Annotated in this window: 12 protein-coding genes; 7 read left to right on the top strand and 5 right to left on the bottom strand. The window is 72.4% G+C overall.

Going from position 1 to position 15,348, the window contains the following annotated elements; genetic code table 11:
• Positions 1-37: 37 nt before the first annotated feature.
• A complete protein-coding gene (locus ACIBQZ_RS03315) occupies positions 38-637 on the top strand; it encodes a phosphoribosyltransferase (protein WP_396086820.1) in 600 nt (199 codons plus the stop codon).
• A gap of 59 nt (positions 638-696) precedes the next feature.
• On the opposite strand, the gene ACIBQZ_RS03310 is transcribed toward ACIBQZ_RS03315, so the two are convergent.
• The 3 genes from ACIBQZ_RS03310 to ACIBQZ_RS03300 all read right to left on the bottom strand — a co-directional run bounded on the left by ACIBQZ_RS03310 (position 697) and on the right by ACIBQZ_RS03300 (position 4,032).
• Positions 697-1,611 carry a carbohydrate ABC transporter permease gene (locus tag ACIBQZ_RS03310; RefSeq protein WP_396086819.1) on the bottom strand — a complete coding sequence of 305 codons (915 nt, stop codon included), beginning with the start codon at positions 1,609-1,611 and terminating at the stop codon, positions 697-699.
• On the bottom strand, positions 1,608-2,549 hold the full coding sequence (locus ACIBQZ_RS03305) for a carbohydrate ABC transporter permease (protein ID WP_396087349.1): 942 nt from the start codon (positions 2,547-2,549) through the stop codon (positions 1,608-1,610). Before ACIBQZ_RS03305 ends, ACIBQZ_RS03310 begins: the two co-directional genes overlap by 4 nt.
• Positions 2,550-2,664: 115 nt before the next feature.
• A complete protein-coding gene (locus ACIBQZ_RS03300) occupies positions 2,665-4,032 on the bottom strand; it encodes an ABC transporter substrate-binding protein (RefSeq protein ID WP_396086818.1) in 1,368 nt (455 codons plus the stop codon).
• Between the two features lie 302 nt (positions 4,033-4,334).
• Between ACIBQZ_RS03300 and ACIBQZ_RS03295 the strand changes: the two genes are divergently transcribed.
• A complete protein-coding gene (locus ACIBQZ_RS03295; RefSeq protein ID WP_396086817.1) occupies positions 4,335-6,173 on the top strand; it encodes a diguanylate cyclase domain-containing protein in 1,839 nt (612 codons plus the stop codon).
• Positions 6,174-6,179: 6 nt separating this feature from the next.
• On the opposite strand, the gene ACIBQZ_RS03290 is transcribed toward ACIBQZ_RS03295, so the two are convergent.
• A complete protein-coding gene (locus ACIBQZ_RS03290; RefSeq protein ID WP_396086816.1) occupies positions 6,180-6,869 on the bottom strand; it encodes a response regulator transcription factor in 690 nt (229 codons plus the stop codon).
• A gap of 194 nt (positions 6,870-7,063) precedes the next feature.
• Between ACIBQZ_RS03290 and ACIBQZ_RS03285 the strand changes: the two genes are divergently transcribed.
• The 4 genes from ACIBQZ_RS03285 to ACIBQZ_RS03270 all read left to right on the top strand — a co-directional run bounded on the left by ACIBQZ_RS03285 (position 7,064) and on the right by ACIBQZ_RS03270 (position 11,882).
• Complete coding sequence (locus ACIBQZ_RS03285) at positions 7,064-7,867, top strand: FAD binding domain-containing protein (RefSeq protein ID WP_396086815.1); 804 nt, start codon at positions 7,064-7,066, stop codon at positions 7,865-7,867.
• Positions 7,864-10,545: a molybdopterin-dependent oxidoreductase gene (locus tag ACIBQZ_RS03280; protein ID WP_396086814.1), complete on the top strand. Its 2,682-nt coding sequence runs from the start codon at positions 7,864-7,866 to the stop codon at positions 10,543-10,545. The genes ACIBQZ_RS03285 and ACIBQZ_RS03280 overlap by 4 nt, the downstream gene beginning before the upstream one ends.
• A gap of 115 nt (positions 10,546-10,660) precedes the next feature.
• Positions 10,661-11,653: a PAS domain-containing methyl-accepting chemotaxis protein gene (locus tag ACIBQZ_RS03275; protein WP_396086813.1), complete on the top strand. Its 993-nt coding sequence runs from the start codon at positions 10,661-10,663 to the stop codon at positions 11,651-11,653.
• Between the two features lie 76 nt (positions 11,654-11,729).
• Positions 11,730-11,882: a hypothetical protein gene (locus ACIBQZ_RS03270; protein WP_396086812.1), complete on the top strand. Its 153-nt coding sequence runs from the start codon at positions 11,730-11,732 to the stop codon at positions 11,880-11,882.
• Positions 11,883-11,886: 4 nt separating this feature from the next.
• Here ACIBQZ_RS03270 and ACIBQZ_RS03265 read toward each other — a convergent pair whose 3' ends face one another.
• Positions 11,887-12,936: a class I SAM-dependent methyltransferase gene (locus ACIBQZ_RS03265; RefSeq protein WP_396086811.1), complete on the bottom strand. Its 1,050-nt coding sequence runs from the start codon at positions 12,934-12,936 to the stop codon at positions 11,887-11,889.
• A gap of 72 nt (positions 12,937-13,008) precedes the next feature.
• On the opposite strand from ACIBQZ_RS03265, the gene ACIBQZ_RS03260 reads away from it, so the two are divergent.
• Positions 13,009-15,108: an alpha/beta fold hydrolase gene (locus ACIBQZ_RS03260; RefSeq protein WP_396086810.1), complete on the top strand. Its 2,100-nt coding sequence runs from the start codon at positions 13,009-13,011 to the stop codon at positions 15,106-15,108.
• Positions 15,109-15,348: the final 240 nt, after the last annotated feature.

Raw genomic sequence — 15,348 nt, 5'->3', positions numbered from 1 at the left:
TACCGGACGACCCGGGTCATCGTGGGATGAGGTTTGCATGCCCGCCGGCGCCACATTGAACGTCTTCCTCACGTCGACGACCGTCATCGGCTTCGGGCTCGCCATCTGGCAGGCCCTGCGCGCGGAGCAGCTCAACCGGCGCGAGCGAGATCTGGACTGGCCCCGGTTCCGGGGCGCGACCTCGGACCTGGCCCGGGCCATCGATCGTTCCGACTTCATGCCCGACGTCATCCTGGCGCTGAGCGACCGCGGGGCGATCGTCGCGCACCTGGTCGCCCGCGAGCTGCGGAACCAGGTGCCGATCGTCACCGTGGCGTATCACAGCACCGCGGGCACCTCCGTCGAGCTGCCCGGCTACCTCGCCCTGCGCGGGTCGAAGAGCACCGTCTTCCTGCCGGACCGGCTCCGCGAACAGAGCGACTGGAAGGTCCTGCTCATCGACGATTTTGTGATGTCGGGCGACGGATTGTCCCGGGTCAGGGACGCCCTCATCAAGCAGGGATTCGACCCGGGCCGGATCAGGAGCGGCGCGGTGATGGCCACCAAGCTGTCCCTGGCGAACAAGAAGGGGCCGGACTACGTCGCTCGGGAGGCCCGCGACTTCGACTTCTACTTTCCCTGGGGCCGGGCGGAATGACGCAGGGCCCGGGACCGCCGTGGCGGTTCCGGGCCCTGCGGGCCGTGCGGTGGGCCGGGTCAGCCCTTGACGCTGCCCGCGAGCAGGCCGCGGACGAAGTACCGCTGGAGCAACAGGAAGATCGTCACCGGTACCAGGATCGACACGAAGGCGCCCGCGGAGAGCAGGTGCCAGGCCGTGCCGCGGGTGCCGCTGAGGTTCGCCAGCGCCACGGTGACCGGGGCGACCGCGTCGCCGCCGCCCGCGAAGGTGAGGGCGACCAGCAGGTCGTTCCACACCCAGAGGAACTGGAAGATGCCGAACGCCGCCAGGGCCGGCCGCAGCAGCGGCAGGAGCACCCGGAAGAAGATCGACACGTGCCCGGCGCCGTCCACCCGGGCGGCCTCCAGCAGCGTCGCCGGGATCTCCCGCATGAAGTTGTGCAGCAGGTAGATCGCCAGCGGCAGGCCGAAGATCGCGTGGGAGATCCAGAGCGTCCAGAACGTGTTCGCCAGCCCCGCGTCCACGTAGAGCGTGAGCAGCGGGATCAGGGTCACCTGCAAAGGCACGATCTGCAGCGCGAAGATCGCCAGGAACAGGATGTTGCGGCCCGGGAACTTGATCCAGGCGAACGCGTACGCGGCCAGGCAGGCCAGGCTCATCGGGATGATCACCGAGGGGATGGTGATCACCAGCGAGTTCACGAAGAACGAGCCGAGGCCGGCGCCGTCCTCCGAGTCGAGCACGGCCTTGTAGTTGTCCATGGTGATCTGCGGGTCGGTGAAGAACGTCCACCAGCCCGTCGTCTTGATCGCCCGCTCGGGGCGGATCGACGACACCAGCAATCCGAACGTCGGCAGCGTCCAGAGCACCGCGATGACCAGCGCCGCGAGCGAGGCCCAGGGCGAGGTCAGCTTCTTCTTGGCCACCGAGGCCGCGGTGGGCTTCTCGGCCACCAGCGGGGGCGGTGCGTCCAGCGGGGCGGTGGTGGTCATAGCGCCTCCGAACTGCGGATCTGCCGGATGTTGTAGGCAACGATCGGGATGACCAGCACGAACAGCAGCACCGCGAGCGCGGAGCCGAGGCCCTGGTTGTCGCTGCGGAAGCTCTGGCTGTAGAACTCGTTCGCGATGACGCTGGTGTCGAACTGGCCGCCGGTCATCGTGCGCACGATGTCGAAGACCTTGAGGGTGCCGATGCCGATGGTGGTCAGCACGACCACCACCGCCGGGCGGATGGCCGGCAGCGTGACGAAGCGGAACATGCCCCACGGCGTGACGCCGTCGAGGCGGGCGGCCTCGATGATGTCGTCCGGGATGGCCTTGATCGCCGCGGACAGCACGGTCATCGCGAAGCCGGCCTGGATCCAGATCATCACCACGATCAACAGGAACGTGTTGAGCGGCGAGTCAACCAGCCACTGCTGCGGCGTGCCGCCCACCCAGACCAGCACCTGGTTGAGCAGGCCGATCTGCTTCACGTTGGCCTGGTCGGGCCGGTAGGCGTAGACGAAGCTCCAGATGATCGACGCGCCCACGAAGGAGATCGCCATGGGCAGGAAGATCAGCGACTTGGCGAACGACTCCAGCTTGGCCTTGTCCACCAGGATGGCGTAGAGCAGGCCGACCGCGGTGGCCACGAACGGCGTCACCACGACCCAGAAGACGGTGTTGCGCAGCACGGTGAGCTGGTCGCCGTCGGTGAAGATCGTCTGGTAGTTGTCGAGGCCGATGAAGGCGCTGCCCGCCGCGTCGAAGAACGACTGGTAGATCGTCCGGAAGCCGGGGTAGACGAGCCCGACCAGCAGCATGATCAGCGTCGGGGCGAGATAGGAGTAAGCGACGATGCGGTCACCGCGGCGGCCGCCGAAGCGCCCCGCGATGAACAGGATGATGCCCACGACCGCGGCGAAGAGAAGGATCGCAGCGAACATCTGCGTGAACTTCTCGGCGGTGGTCTCGGCGGTGTCGAACACGCGACCCGTACCTCCTCGGGAGAGATGTGGGGCCGGTCACCAAGCGGTGACCGGCCCCGGGTGAAGATTCAGATCACTTGGGCCAAGCCTTTTCGATGTTGTCCACCGTCGTCTTGGTGTCCTGCCCGGTGATCCAGCTCGTGACCTGCTTCCAGTAGGCGTTCGAGCCCACTGCCGCCGGCATCTGGTCCGAGCCGTCGAAGCGGAACGACGCCTTCGGGTCGAGCAGGATCGTCGCCGCCAGCTTGTCGATCGGGTTGCTCAGGTTGTTCGGGTCGGTGCCCTTGTTGGCGCTGACCCAGCCCTGCGAGCCCTTGGCCTTGATGTTCGCCCAAGTGTCGGTCGACAGGTACGTCTGGAAGGCCTTGACCTCCGGACGGTCCGCGAACGCCACGTTGAACTCGCCACCGCCGAGGACCGGCTTGCTGGCCGCGTCCTTGCCCGGCAGGTAGAACGCGAAGACGTCGCCGTCCTCGGCCACCTTCGTGGTCTTCGGGAAGTTGGCCGCGTAGAAGCTGGCCTGGCGGTGCAGGGAGCAGGTGCCCTCCAGGATCGGCAGGCCACCGTCCTGGAACGTGGTCGTGGCGATGCTCTTGACGTCGCCCAGGCCGCCGTTCACGTACGCCGGGTTCTTCAGGTAGGCGCCCACCGCGTCCAGCGCCGCCGTCGACTCGGGGCCGTTGAACGGGATCTCGTGGCTGACCCACTTGTCGTACGTCTCCGGGCCGTAGAGCCGGAGCATCATGTCTTCCTGCCAGTCGGTGAGCGGCCAGCCGGTCGCCTCACCACTGCCGATGCCCGCGCACCACGGCTTCTTCTTGTCCGCGACCATCTTGTCGGTCAGGGTCTTGAGCTCGTCGAGCGTGGTCGGCACCGTGTACCCGGAGTCCTTGAACTCGCTCGGCGAGTACCAGACCAGCGACTTGACGTTGGCGCCGGACGGCGCGCCGTAGAACTTGCCGTCGACGGTCGCGTAGGCCTTCCAGTCCGGGCCCCAGAACTTGTCGACGTTCGCGGCGACCTCGGCCGGCGCCTCGACGGCCTTGCCGGTGGCCACGAGCTGCTTGAGCAGGCCGGGCTGCGGCACGATCGCGAGGTCCGGCGGGTTGCCCGCCTTGGCGCGCACGAGGACCTGGGTCTCGAAGGACTTGTCGCCCTCGTACTTGATGGTCACGCCGGTGCACTGCTCGAAGGGCTTGTAGGACTCCTTGTACGCGGTGTCCTCGGGCGTCACGATGCCCGTGTACACCGAGACCGTCTTGCCCTTCAGGTCGCCGAACGAGCTGAACTGCGCGCAGTCGATGGACGACTGCGTAGCCGTGTTGGAATCGTCGTCCGAGTCGTCACTGCCGCCGCAAGCGGCCAGGCCGAACACCAGGCCGACGCCCAGCGTACCGGCGAGCGCGCTCCGGAAGCGCGGGCTATTGGATTGACCGAACATACCTCTCCCTATCTCACATCACGCCGGGGCGTGACATCACCGTCACCGTCTCCGGTTCCCCCGGGTGTCAGTCAAGAGGGGCCAGCTGTGTTTCGCAATGTTTCCGCATGATCAACCGAGTAACGATTCGGCACCGGGCCAGCGGAGACCTTAAACGGTTAAGAAGACTAATAGTAAAGCGGCCCGGATCACCGCACCGGAAATGCCACCGGTGCGCACCTGCCCGCGGCACGCAGGCGGGGTGTAGTTGTCTCTGCGCGGCGTGGCCGTGGCCGTACCCGAGCGCCCGCAGGAGGATCCCGATGCCGCCCGCCCGGCCTCCCTCTTTGCTCCGCACCGCCGCGACCGACCCCGTGCTGCGTGCCGTGTCCGGCACGGCCCTGGTGGCGATCGGCTGGTTGCTCTGGGGCCCCGGCCCGGTCGCCGTGGACGTGCTGCTGCGCGCGGTCCTCGGGACGGTCTTCAACGGCGTGCTGGTGGTGTGCGCCCTGCGGCTGGCCCGCGCGCCCGGCCGGACCGCAGGCGACCGCCGCTTCTGGCGGGCGATGACCGCCATGGGCGGGCTCATGGTGATCGGCCAGCTCTCCCGGCTCATCGGCACCGTGCGTCACCCCGACATCGGCACCGTGGCGACCGGCCGGTTCCAGACCGTCTGCGTGCTGGCCGGCATCGCCGTGCTGGTGGCGGGCGCCCTGACCCACCCGCGGCCGCCGGCGACCAGCCGGGCCCGGCTGCGGTACCTGCTGGACACCACTGCCGTGGTGACCGCCGCCGTCGTGGTCGTCTGGTTCGTCATCGACCGCTCGGCCGCCCTCGGCGCCGGCGCGGCCGGCCCGTTCGGCGCGGTCGCGATCGCCGCCGCGATGACCTTCGCGGTCACCCGGCTCATCGTGGGCGGGCACAGCCCGATCAGCTCGTCGGCGGCCGCGCCGATCGTCGCCGCCGGGGTGCTCCAGTGCTTCAACGGCGGCGTCATGCCGGCCGCGGCGGGGTGGCGGCTCGAACTCGTGCTCCAGATCGCCGCCGCGGCGCTGGTCAGCCTCGGCCCCCGGCTGCAGGAACTGGTCGACCGGCTGACCGCGGGCGGGCCCCCGCGGCCCCGGCGCTCGTACAGCGTGCTGCCGTACGTCACGCTCGGCCTCGTCGTTGCGATCCTGCCGGCCGTGCTGCCCGCCGGCCTGAGCACCACCGCCCTGGTCACGCTCGGCGGCCTGCTGCTGATGATCACCGTGGTGGTGGCCCGGCAGGTCCTCACGCTGGCCGAGAACGAGGCGCTGGTGCGCCGCTCCGACGCGGGCCTGGAGACGCTGCGCCGGCAGGAGGAGCGGGTCCGGCTGCTGCTGGAGTACTCGACCGACATCACCTCGCTGATCGACCACACCGGCGCGATGACCTACCTGACCCCGGCCACCCGGATGCTGGGCTACGAGCCGCACGAGATGGTCGGCGTCCGGGTGCTCACCCTGATCCACCCCGACGACCTGCCGGACCTGCTGCCCGACCTGCAGCACCTGATGCTCACGCCCGGCGCGACCTACACCTATCAGGCCCGCTACCGGCACGCCGCCGGCTCCTGGCGCTGGCTGGAGGTCACCAGCCGCAACCTCACCCACGAGCCCAGCGTCGGCGCCGTGGTCAGCAACGCCCGCGACGTGACCGACGCCCGGGAGCTGCAGGACCGGCTGCGGCACGAGGCCACCCACGACGCGCTCACCGGGCTGGCCAACCGGGTGCTCTTCGGCCGCCGGCTGGCCGCCGAGGTCACCGGCGGCGTCGCGCTGCTGCACATCGACCTGGACGGCTTCAAGCCCATCAACGACACGTACGGCCACCACGCCGGCGACGTCGTGCTGGTCCGGGTGGCCGAGCGGCTGGCCGCGGCGCTGCCGGCCGGGGCGGTCGCGGCCCGGCTCGGCGGCGACGAGTTCGCCGCGCTGCTGCCCCGGGCCTGCCGGGACACCGCCGAGCTGGCCGCCGAGGCGTTCCGGGCGGCGCTGGCCGAGCCGATCGAGGTGGACGGGCGGCACCTGACCATCGACGCCAGCATCGGCGTGGTCGCGGGCACCGGCGGCGACCCCGAGGCGCTGCTGCGCGAGGCCGACGAGGCGATGTACCGGATCAAGCACGCCGGCCGGCGCTGAGGGCCGTCAGGGCAGCCGGGCGCGCAGCGCGTGGCCGAACCCGCGGTGCGTCACGATCAGCGGCGGGCCGAACCGCTCCAGCTTGCGGCGCAGCGAGCCGAGCTGGGCGTCCAGCACGCCCGGGCCGCCGTCCGGCTCGTCCGGCCACACGCCGGCCCGGATCTCGCTGTGCGACAGCACCCGGCCCGGGTTGCGCAGCAGGTAGCGCAGCAGCTCGAGCTCGGTCGGCGAGAGCGGCACCGGCTCACCGGCCCGCCGCACCTCGCCGGTGTCCTGGTCCAGCTCGACGTCGCCGTGGCGCAGCACCCGGTTGCCCGGCGCGTCGGCGAGCCGCCGCAGCGCCGCGTGCACCCGGGCCAGCAGCACCTCCACGTCGAACGGCTTGGTGATCCAGTCCTGGTCGCCGTAGGCGAGCCCGGCGACCAGGTCGTCGCGGGTGTCCCGGGTGGTCAGGAAGACCACCTCGGCGCCCGAGCCCTCCGCGCGCATCCGCCGGCGCACGTCCAGGCCGTCGCCGTCGGGCAGCATCGCGTCGAGCAGCACCAGGTCCGGCGGGCGCTCGGCCGCCTTCTCCACCGCCTGGGCGGCGGTGCCGGCGGTGTCCACGGCGAAGCCGTGGCCGGTGAGCACGGTGGCCAGCAGGTCCACGGTGGTCGGCTGGTCGTCGACCACCAGGATGCGTGCGGATCCCGTCATGTCGCCCCCCATGAGACCAAGCGTGCGGACCTGGTCTGACGGTCCTCCCTTCCGGGATGCCGAGGAAAGACCCTGCCCACATGGCAGGAAGACCGGGGCGGGTGGGAACAACCGTTCGCAGGCCGGAAACACACCCCGCGTAACGTAGCGTTGTTCCAGGTCAGGCACGGTACGTCGGAACAGGGGGACCGCAGGTGGATCTGCACACGGTCGTCGAGGTCGTCAGCCCGGCCACGGTGGGTCAGTGGCGGCCGGGGGACGCCTGGCTGGCGGGCGGGACCGCGCTGTTCGCCGAACCGCAGACCGGCGTGACCCGGCTGCTGGATCTCGCCGCCGCCGGCTGGACCCCGGTCACCGTCCGCGCCGGGGGCCTGGAGATCGCCGCGACCTGCACGGTCGCCGACCTCGCCGGCTACCGCGGCGCCGCGCACTTCACCGCCTTCCACGAGCTGGCCACCGCCTGCTGCCGGGCGTTCCTGGCCTCCTTCAAGATCTGGAACGTGGCGACCGTCGGCGGCAACCTGTGCGCGGCCCTGCCCGCCGGGCCGATGATCGCGCTGACCGCGGCCCTGGACGGCGAGTGCCTGATCCTCGGCCCGGCCGGCGAGCGCCGGCTGGCCGTGACCCGGTTCGTCACCGGCGACGGCACGACCGCGCTCGGCCCGGGCGAGCTGCTGCGCTCGATCACGCTGCCCGCGGCGGCGCTGACCGGGCGGACGGCGTTCCGCCAGGGCTCGCTGTTCACCCACGGCCGGTCGGCCGTGCTGCTGATCGGCCGCCGGGCCGGCGCCGGCCTGGTGCTGACCGTGACGGCCGCCACCGTGCGCCCCTTCCAGCTGCGTTTCCCCGGCGTGCCCGGGGCGGCCGAGCTGGCCGGGGCGCTGCACGACACCGTCCCCGACGACGCCTATGTGGACGACGTGCACGGGCTGCCCGCGTGGCGCCGGCACCTGACCCACCGGTACGCCGAGGAGATCCGGGCGGAGCTGGTCGCATGAGCGTGCGGATCAACGGCGCCGAGCACGACCAGCCGCCCCGCCCCGGCCAGTGCCTGCGCACCTACCTGCGGCAGGAGGGCTGCTTCGGGGTCAAGAAGGGCTGCGACACCGGCGACTGCGGCGCCTGCACCGTGCACGTCGACGGGCAGCCGGTGCACAGCTGCCTCTATCCGGCGTTCCGCGCCCAGGGCCGGGAGGTCACCACGATCGAGGGGCTGGCGCCGCCGGACGGCCTGCACCCGGTGCAGCAGCGCTTCCTGGACGCGCAGGGCTTCCAGTGCGGCTTCTGCACCGCCGGGATGATCATGACGACCGCCGCGCTGGACGAGGCGCAGCTGGCCGACCTGCCCCGCGCGCTCAAGGGCAACCTGTGCCGCTGCACCGGCTACCGCGCCGTCGCGGACGCCGTCCGCGGCATCCGCACGGTCGACGAGCCCGGCGCCGGCCCCGCGATCGGCGCCTGCCTGGGCGCGCCGGCCGGGCCGCAGGTCGTCACCGGTACGGCCCGCTACACGTTCGATGTGGACGTTCCCGGGCTGCTGCACCTCAAGGTGCTGCGCTCGCCGCACGCGCACGCCCGGATCAGCGCCATCGACACCGCGGCGGCGCTGGCCGTGCCGGGGGTGCGCGCGGTGCTGACCCACGAGGACGCCCCGGCGCGGCACTTCTCCACCGCCCGGCACGAGCACCCCACCGAGGACCCGGCCGACACCCGGGTGCTCGACGACGTGGTCCGGCACGTCGGCCAGCGCGTCGCGGCCGTGGTCGCCGAGACCGAGGCCGCCGCCGAGCAGGGGTGCCGGCTGCTGCGGGTCACGTACGAGATCCGGCCCGCGGTGCTCGACCCGGAGGCCGCGATGCGGCCCGGCGCGCCCGCCGTGCACGGCGACAAGGAGGCCGCCGGTCACCGGATCGCCCGCCCGGCCGACAACGTCGCCGGCGAGCTGCACGCCGAGATGGGCGACGTCGCCGCCGGGCTGGCCGAGGCCGACATCGTGTACGCGGAGACGTTCCGCACGCCCCGGGTCCAGCACGCCGCGCTGGAGACGCACGGCGCGATCGGCTGGCTCGACGACACCGGCCGGCTCACCCTGCGCTCCAGCACCCAGACCCCGTTCCTGACCCGGCGGGCGCTCGCGGAGCTGTTCGAGCTGCCGCTGGACCAGGTCCGGGTGCTCACCGGCCGGGTCGGCGGCGGCTTCGGCGGCAAGCAGGAGATGCTGGTCGAGGACCTGGTGGCGCTGGCCGTGCGGCGCACCGGCCGGCCGGTCAAGCTGGAGTACACCCGCGCCGAGCAGTTCACCGCGGCGACCACCCGGCACCCGTTCACGGTGGAGCTGCGGGCCGGCGCCCGCCGGGACGGCACGCTGACCGCGTTGTCGCTGCGGGTGGTCTCCGACACCGGCGCGTACGGCAACCACGGCCCCGCGGTGATGTACCACGCCTGCCACGAGTCCATCGCGGTCTACCGCTGCGCGAACAAGAAGGTCGACGCGTACGCGGTCTACACCAACACCGTCCCGTCGGGGGCGTTCCGCGGCTACGGCCTGGGCCAGGTCTCGTTCGCCGTGGAGTCGGTGCTCGACGAGCTGGCCCGCCGGCTGGGGCTGGACCCGGTGCTGCTGCGCGAGCGCAACATCGTGCGCCCCGGCGAGCCGCTGGCCGTGCCGGGCGACCACGCCGACGACCTGAGCATCGCCAGCTACGGCCTCGACCAGTGCCTGGACGCCGTCCGGGAGGCGGCGGCGCAGCCGGCCGGGCCGGTGCCGGAGGGCTGGCAGGTGGGCGAGGGCATGGCGCTGGCGATGATCGCGGCCGGCCCGCCCGGCGGTCACTTCGCCGACGCGGCGATCACCCTGCTGCCGGACGGCCGGTACGAGATCGCCGTCGGCACCACCGAGTTCGGCAACGGCAGCACCACCGTGCACACCCAGCTCGCCGCGGACACCCTGGGCACCACCCCGGACCGGGTGGTGGTGCGCCAGTCCGACACCGACGTCGTCGGCCACGACACCGGCGCGTTCGCCTCCACCGGCGTGGTGGTGGCCGGCCAGGCCGTGCTGCACGCCGCCCGGTCGCTGCGCGAGCGGCTGCTGGCGCTGGCCGGGCCGGGCGCGCTCGGCCTGGGCGTGGACGCGGTGACCCTGGAGCACGGGCAGGTCAGCCTCAAGGACCTGGCGGCGTCCGTCGCGGTGCCGGTGCGGGCCGAGGGGCACTGGAGCGGCAGCCCGCGGTCGGTGGCGTTCAACGTCCAGTGGTTCCGCGTCGCGGTCGATCCGGGCACCGGGGAGCTGCGGATCCTGCGCAGCGTGCACAGCGCCGACGCGGGCACCGTGCTGAACCCGTTGCAGACCCGCGGCCAGATCGAGGGCGGCGTGGCCCAGGCGCTCGGCGCCACGCTGGCCGAGCACCTGGACATCAACGCCGAGGGCCGGGTCACCACGGCCGCCTTCCGCCAGTACCACCTGCCGACCTTCGCCGACGTGCCGCCGACCGAGGTGGTCTTCGCCCGCACCGAGGACACGATCGGGCCGCTGGGCGCCAAGTCGATGAGCGAGAGCCCGTTCAACCCGGTGGCGCCGGCCCTGGCGAACGCCCTGCGGGACGCGACCGGGGTGCGCTTCACCGACCTGCCGTTCACCCGCGACCGGATCTGGCAGCGCCTGCAGGCCGGCTGAGCACCCTGCCGGGAACGGCGAACCGCCCTCGTGGCGGCGGGTTGACCCGTAGGGTCGGACGGGTTCGGACATCGCCCGCCACGGCCCGGCCCGCGGGCCTGGAACAGGGGGTCTCGTGGCGCTGCGCGGCAGGAATCGGACGTCGGCGGACACCGGTGCCCCCAGTGACCCGGCCCGGCTGCGCGAGTGCGAGGCGGAGGTCACGGCCCTGCGGGAGGACCTCGCCCGGGTCCGCGCGGAGAGCGCCACCGCGATCGAGCGGTACGAGCTGATGATCCAGGCGGCCGGCATCGGCCTGTGGGACATGGACGTGGTGGCCGACGACCCGGTGAACCCGAACAACGAGTTCATGTGGTCGCAGGAGTTCCGGCACATGCTCGGCTTCGTCGACGAGCGGGACTTCCCGAACATCCTGAGCAGCTGGGCGTCCCGGCTGCACCCGGACGACGCGCCGCGCACGGTGCAGGCCTTCCTGGCCCACCTCAACGACCGGACCGGCCGGATCCCGTACAACATCGAGTACCGGCTGCAGCTCAAGAACGGCGACTACCGCTGGTTCGTGGCCACCGGCGCGACCCGGCGCGACGCCCGCGGCGTGCCGCTGCGGGTGGCCGGCGCGTTGCGTGACATCGACAACGAGAAGCGCCTGGCGGAGACCTCCGAGCAGCAGCTCGCCCAGCTCAGCGCCTCCACGTCGCAGCTCGGCGGGGTGAGCGCGGACCTGTCCCGGGCGGTCGACGCGGCGGTGACCCGGTCGGCCGCGGCGGCCCGGACGATCTCCGCCCTGGACGCCAGCAGCGTGAAGATCGGCGAGGTGGTCAAGCTGATCACCGGCATCGCCTCGCAGACCAACCTGCTGGCGCTGAACGCCACGATCGAGGCGGCCCGGGCCGGCGAGATGGGCAAGGGCTTCGCGGTCGTGGCGCACGAGGTGAAGGAGCTGGCCACCGAGACCGGCCGGGCCACCGAGAACATCTCGCTGCAGGTGGACGGCATCCGCGCGCAGACCAGCGAGGCGGTCCGCAGCATCCAGGAGATCGACACCGCGATGCAGGCGCTGGCCTCGACCCAGCTCGCCATCGACGACCTCGTGCAGGGCCACCGCTAGCCGCCGTCTTCCCGACCGAAGTTACCGCCATCGATCTCCGGGGAGGAGAGCCGGCGCGGTACCGGCCGGCAGGGAGGTGGGTCATGCGGAGAGCCGTTGGCGGGCCACCGACTTCGCGTTCAGCGACCGGGCCGGCCAGGGGATCGGGCGGGGCGTCGGCGACGAGGTGCTCGCCACCCGGCTGCTCCGGGCCGACGGCCCCACCCACGTCGGTTCCTGCCCGCGCTGACGGTTCAGCGGCGGGCCTCGTACACGTTGTTGAAGGGGGTCTCGCTCGCCCGCCGGAAGCGGGTGAAGCCCGCGTCGGTCACCAGCTGGCGGATGGCCGCCTCGCCCGCCTGGGCGCCCAGCGCGTAGCCGCCCGGCTGCGACATGGCGTTCGGCACGCACAGGAACGTGGAGAACGAGTAGTACACCCGGCCGACCGGGTTCAGGTTCTCCTCGACCGTGTCACCGGCCGCGGGCTCGACGATCATCCAGGTGCCGTCCGGGGTCAGCACGTCGCGGATGTGCCGGGCCGCGCCCAGCGGGTCACCCATGTCGTGCAGGCAGTCGAAGGTCGTCACCAGGTCGTACTTCTCGCCGCTGAACTGCCCGGCGCCGGCCGCCTCGAAGCTGACCCGGTCGGCGACCCCGGCGTCCGCCGCGCGCTTGCGGGCCAGGTCGATCGAGGCCTCGTGGTAGTCGGAGGCGTGCACGGTCGACGCCGGGTACGCCTGGGCCATCAGCACCGAGGAGGCGCCGAGGCCGCAGCCCACGTCGGCGATCCGCGCGCCGGCCCGCAGCTTGGCCTCCACCCCGTCCAGCGCGGGCAGCCAGGACGGCACGAGGTTGGCGATGTAGCCGGGGCGGAAGAACTGCTCGCAGCCGACGAACACGTCGGCGTCGTGCTCGTTCCAGCCCAGCCCGGCACCGCTGCGGAAGGCCTCGGTGATCCGGGGCTCGGCACGCAGGGCGCCCAGCGCGAGCAGGAAGGCGCCCGGGGCGTACAGCGGGCCGTCCGGGTCGGCCAGCGCGAACGCCTGCTCCTCGCTGAGGGTGTACCGGTCGCCGTCGTGGTCCACGTAGCCGCCGGCCGCCTGACCGCGCAGCCACTCGGCGACGTACCGCTGGTCGGTCTCGGTGCGGGCGGCCAGCTCCCCGGGGGTGGCCGGGCCGGTGGCCAGAGCCCGGTAGAAGCCGAGCCGGTGACCGATCACGACGTTGCCGGCCGCCACGGTCGCGCCCAGGTCGCCGACGAACTTGGTGATGAAAGCGTTCAGCTTGTCCTCGTTGATAGCCATGCCGCCACGGTGCCGCCGGTCGTTGCGCGGCCGTTGCAACCGGGCTGCAATGGCGGGGGAGAGGGTGGCGGGATGAGGGCACGGGAACCCGACGTCGAGGGCTACGTCAACCACGACGGCGTCAAGGTCGGCTACGCGGTCTACGGCGACGGCGCGGAGACGGTGCTGCTGGCGCCGGCCTGGATGGTGGTCGACTCGCGGATCTGGAAGCTCCAGGTGGCGTACCTGTCCCGGTACTTCCGGGTGATCACGGTGGATCCGCGCGGCAACGGCCGGTCGCAGCGGCCGGCCGAGCCGGCGGCGTACACCGACCGGGCGCACGCGACGGATCTCGTGGCGGCGCTCGACGCGGCCGGGGTCGAGCGGGCCACGGTGGTCGGGCTGAGCCGGGGTGGGTGGCGGGCCGCGCTCGCCGCCTCCGAGCACCCGGACCGGTTCGCCGGCCTGATCGCGATCTCGCCGCGGGTCAACGGCCTGGCCCCGCCGCCGCCGGAACGCCTGGCCGCCGACTTCGACGCGGTCCGCGAGCACTACGAGGGCTGGCAGAAGTACAACCGGCACTCGTGGCGCCGCGACTACCGCGGTTTCGTGGAGTGGTTCTTCGCCCTGCTGCTGCCCGAGCCGCACTCCACCAAGCAGTTCGAGGACTGTGTCTCGTGGGCGCTGGAGACCGGGCCGGAGACGCTGATCGCGGGCGAGGAGGCGCCGGAGTCGGTGGCCGGGCTGCCGGCGGTCGAGGCGGTGCTGCGCGGGCTGCGCTGCCCGGTGCTGGTCATCCACGGCGAGCGTGACCGGTGCGTACCGATCGGGGTGGGTGCGCGGTTCGCCGAGCTGACCGGCGGGCGGCTGATCCGGATGGCCGGCGCCGGGCACCTGCCGCCGGCCCGGCACCCGGTGCCGGTGAACCGCTGGATCCGCGAGTTCGTGCGCCCCGACCCGCCACCGCGGCAGTGGACCCGGGCGCTGAACCGCCCGCGCCGGGTGCTCTACCTGTCGTCGCCGATCGGGCTCGGGCACGCCCGGCGGGACCTGGCCGTGGCCGCCGAGCTGCGCCGGCTGCGGCCCGGCGTCGAGGTCGACTGGCTGGCCCAGCACCCGGTCACCGCGCTGCTGGCCGCGCGCGGCGAGCGGGTCCATCCGGCGTCACGCTGGCTGGCCTCGGAATCGCGGCACCTGGAGGCCGAGGCGCACGGGCACGACCTGCCCGCGTTCGGGGCGATCCGGCGGATGGACGAGATCCTGACGGCCAACTTCATGGTCTTCGCCGAGCTGGCCCGGGAGCGGCACTACGACCTGTGGGTCGCCGACGAGGCCTGGGACGTCGACCACTTCCTGCACGAGAACCCGGAGCTGAAACGCACCGCGTACGCCTGGCTGACCGACTTCGTGGGCTGGCTGCCGACGGCGGCCGGCGGGGCGGCCGAGGCCGCCCTCACCGCCGACCGGAACGCGGAGATGATCGAGCAGATCGCGCGCTTCCCCCGGGTACGCGACCGGGCGCTGTTCGTCGGCGACCCGCCGGACGTGGTGGCGGGGCTGTTCGGCCCCGGCCTGCCCGTCATCGCCGACTGGACGGCCCGGCACTACGACTTCACCGGGTACGTGACCGGCTTCCCACCCGCCGACGTCGTGGACCGGGCGGCCGCCCGGGCGGAGTTCGGCTGGGGGCCGCAGGAGCAGGTCTGCGTGGTGGCGGTCGGCGGCACGGCGGTGGGCGTACCGCTGCTGCGTCGCGTGCTGGCGGCCCACCCGGCGGCGGCCGCGCTGGTGCCCGGACTGCGGATGGTCGTGGTCGCCGGGCCGCGCGTCGACCCCGCCGCGCTGGCCGCCCCGCCCGGCGTCGAGGTGCACGGCTACCTGCCCGAGCTGCACCGCTACCTGGCCGCCGCGGACCTGGCCGTGGTGCAGGGCGGGCTGGGCACCACCATGGAGCTCACCGCGGCCGGCCGGCCGTTCCTCTACGTGCCGCTGGAGAACCACTTCGAGCAGCAGCTGCACGTGCCGCACCGGCTCGCCCGCTACGGCGCCGGCCGCCGGCTGTCCTTCGCCGACACCGCACCCGAACCCCTCGCCCGAGCAATCGCCGAGGAGATCGGCCGCACCGTCCACTACCAGCCGGTGGCCCAGGACGGCGCCATCCGAGCCGCGACCAGCCTGTCCGACCTGTTCTAGCCCCGGACTTTTCGGACTGCCGTTTTAGCCGGCGTGCCGTTTTCATCCGGTATATGGGACTGGCCCTTGGGGAGTGTGGTGGTAGTGGAGGTTGAGGGTTCATATCAGGAGGAAAGGGGCGTGACTAATGGACCTTGTTGCGGTGTTTGTGCCCTGAACAGCGAAGGAGTTGTGTTTGTAGGCAGGCTCTGGAGTTGATGCTGTGCGAGAGATGAAGGTTTGGCCCTTCGGAGTCGCCCG

Source organism: Actinoplanes sp. NPDC049599, from assembly GCF_044465625.1.
Taxonomy (GTDB): domain Bacteria; phylum Actinomycetota; class Actinomycetes; order Mycobacteriales; family Micromonosporaceae; genus Actinoplanes.
The sequence above is the reverse complement of the archived record's forward strand: the minus strand, read 5'-3'. Positions and strand labels throughout refer to the sequence as shown.

Excerpts from the sequence above, each read along its gene's own strand:
- ACIBQZ_RS03315 (WP_396086820.1), top strand. The coding sequence starts at position 38 with ATGCCCGCCGGCGCCACATTGAACGTCTTCCTCACGTCGACGACCGTC.
- ACIBQZ_RS03310 (WP_396086819.1), bottom strand. The coding sequence starts at position 1,611 with ATGACCACCACCGCCCCGCTGGACGCACCGCCCCCGCTGGTGGCCGAG.
- ACIBQZ_RS03305 (WP_396087349.1), bottom strand. The coding sequence starts at position 2,549 with ATGTTCGCTGCGATCCTTCTCTTCGCCGCGGTCGTGGGCATCATCCTG.
- ACIBQZ_RS03300 (WP_396086818.1), bottom strand. The coding sequence starts at position 4,032 with ATGTTCGGTCAATCCAATAGCCCGCGCTTCCGGAGCGCGCTCGCCGGT.
- ACIBQZ_RS03295 (WP_396086817.1), top strand. The coding sequence starts at position 4,335 with ATGCCGCCCGCCCGGCCTCCCTCTTTGCTCCGCACCGCCGCGACCGAC.
- ACIBQZ_RS03290 (WP_396086816.1), bottom strand. The coding sequence starts at position 6,869 with ATGACGGGATCCGCACGCATCCTGGTGGTCGACGACCAGCCGACCACC.
- ACIBQZ_RS03280 (WP_396086814.1), top strand. The coding sequence starts at position 7,864 with ATGAGCGTGCGGATCAACGGCGCCGAGCACGACCAGCCGCCCCGCCCC.
- ACIBQZ_RS03265 (WP_396086811.1), bottom strand. The coding sequence starts at position 12,936 with ATGGCTATCAACGAGGACAAGCTGAACGCTTTCATCACCAAGTTCGTC.
- ACIBQZ_RS03260 (WP_396086810.1), top strand. The coding sequence starts at position 13,009 with ATGAGGGCACGGGAACCCGACGTCGAGGGCTACGTCAACCACGACGGC.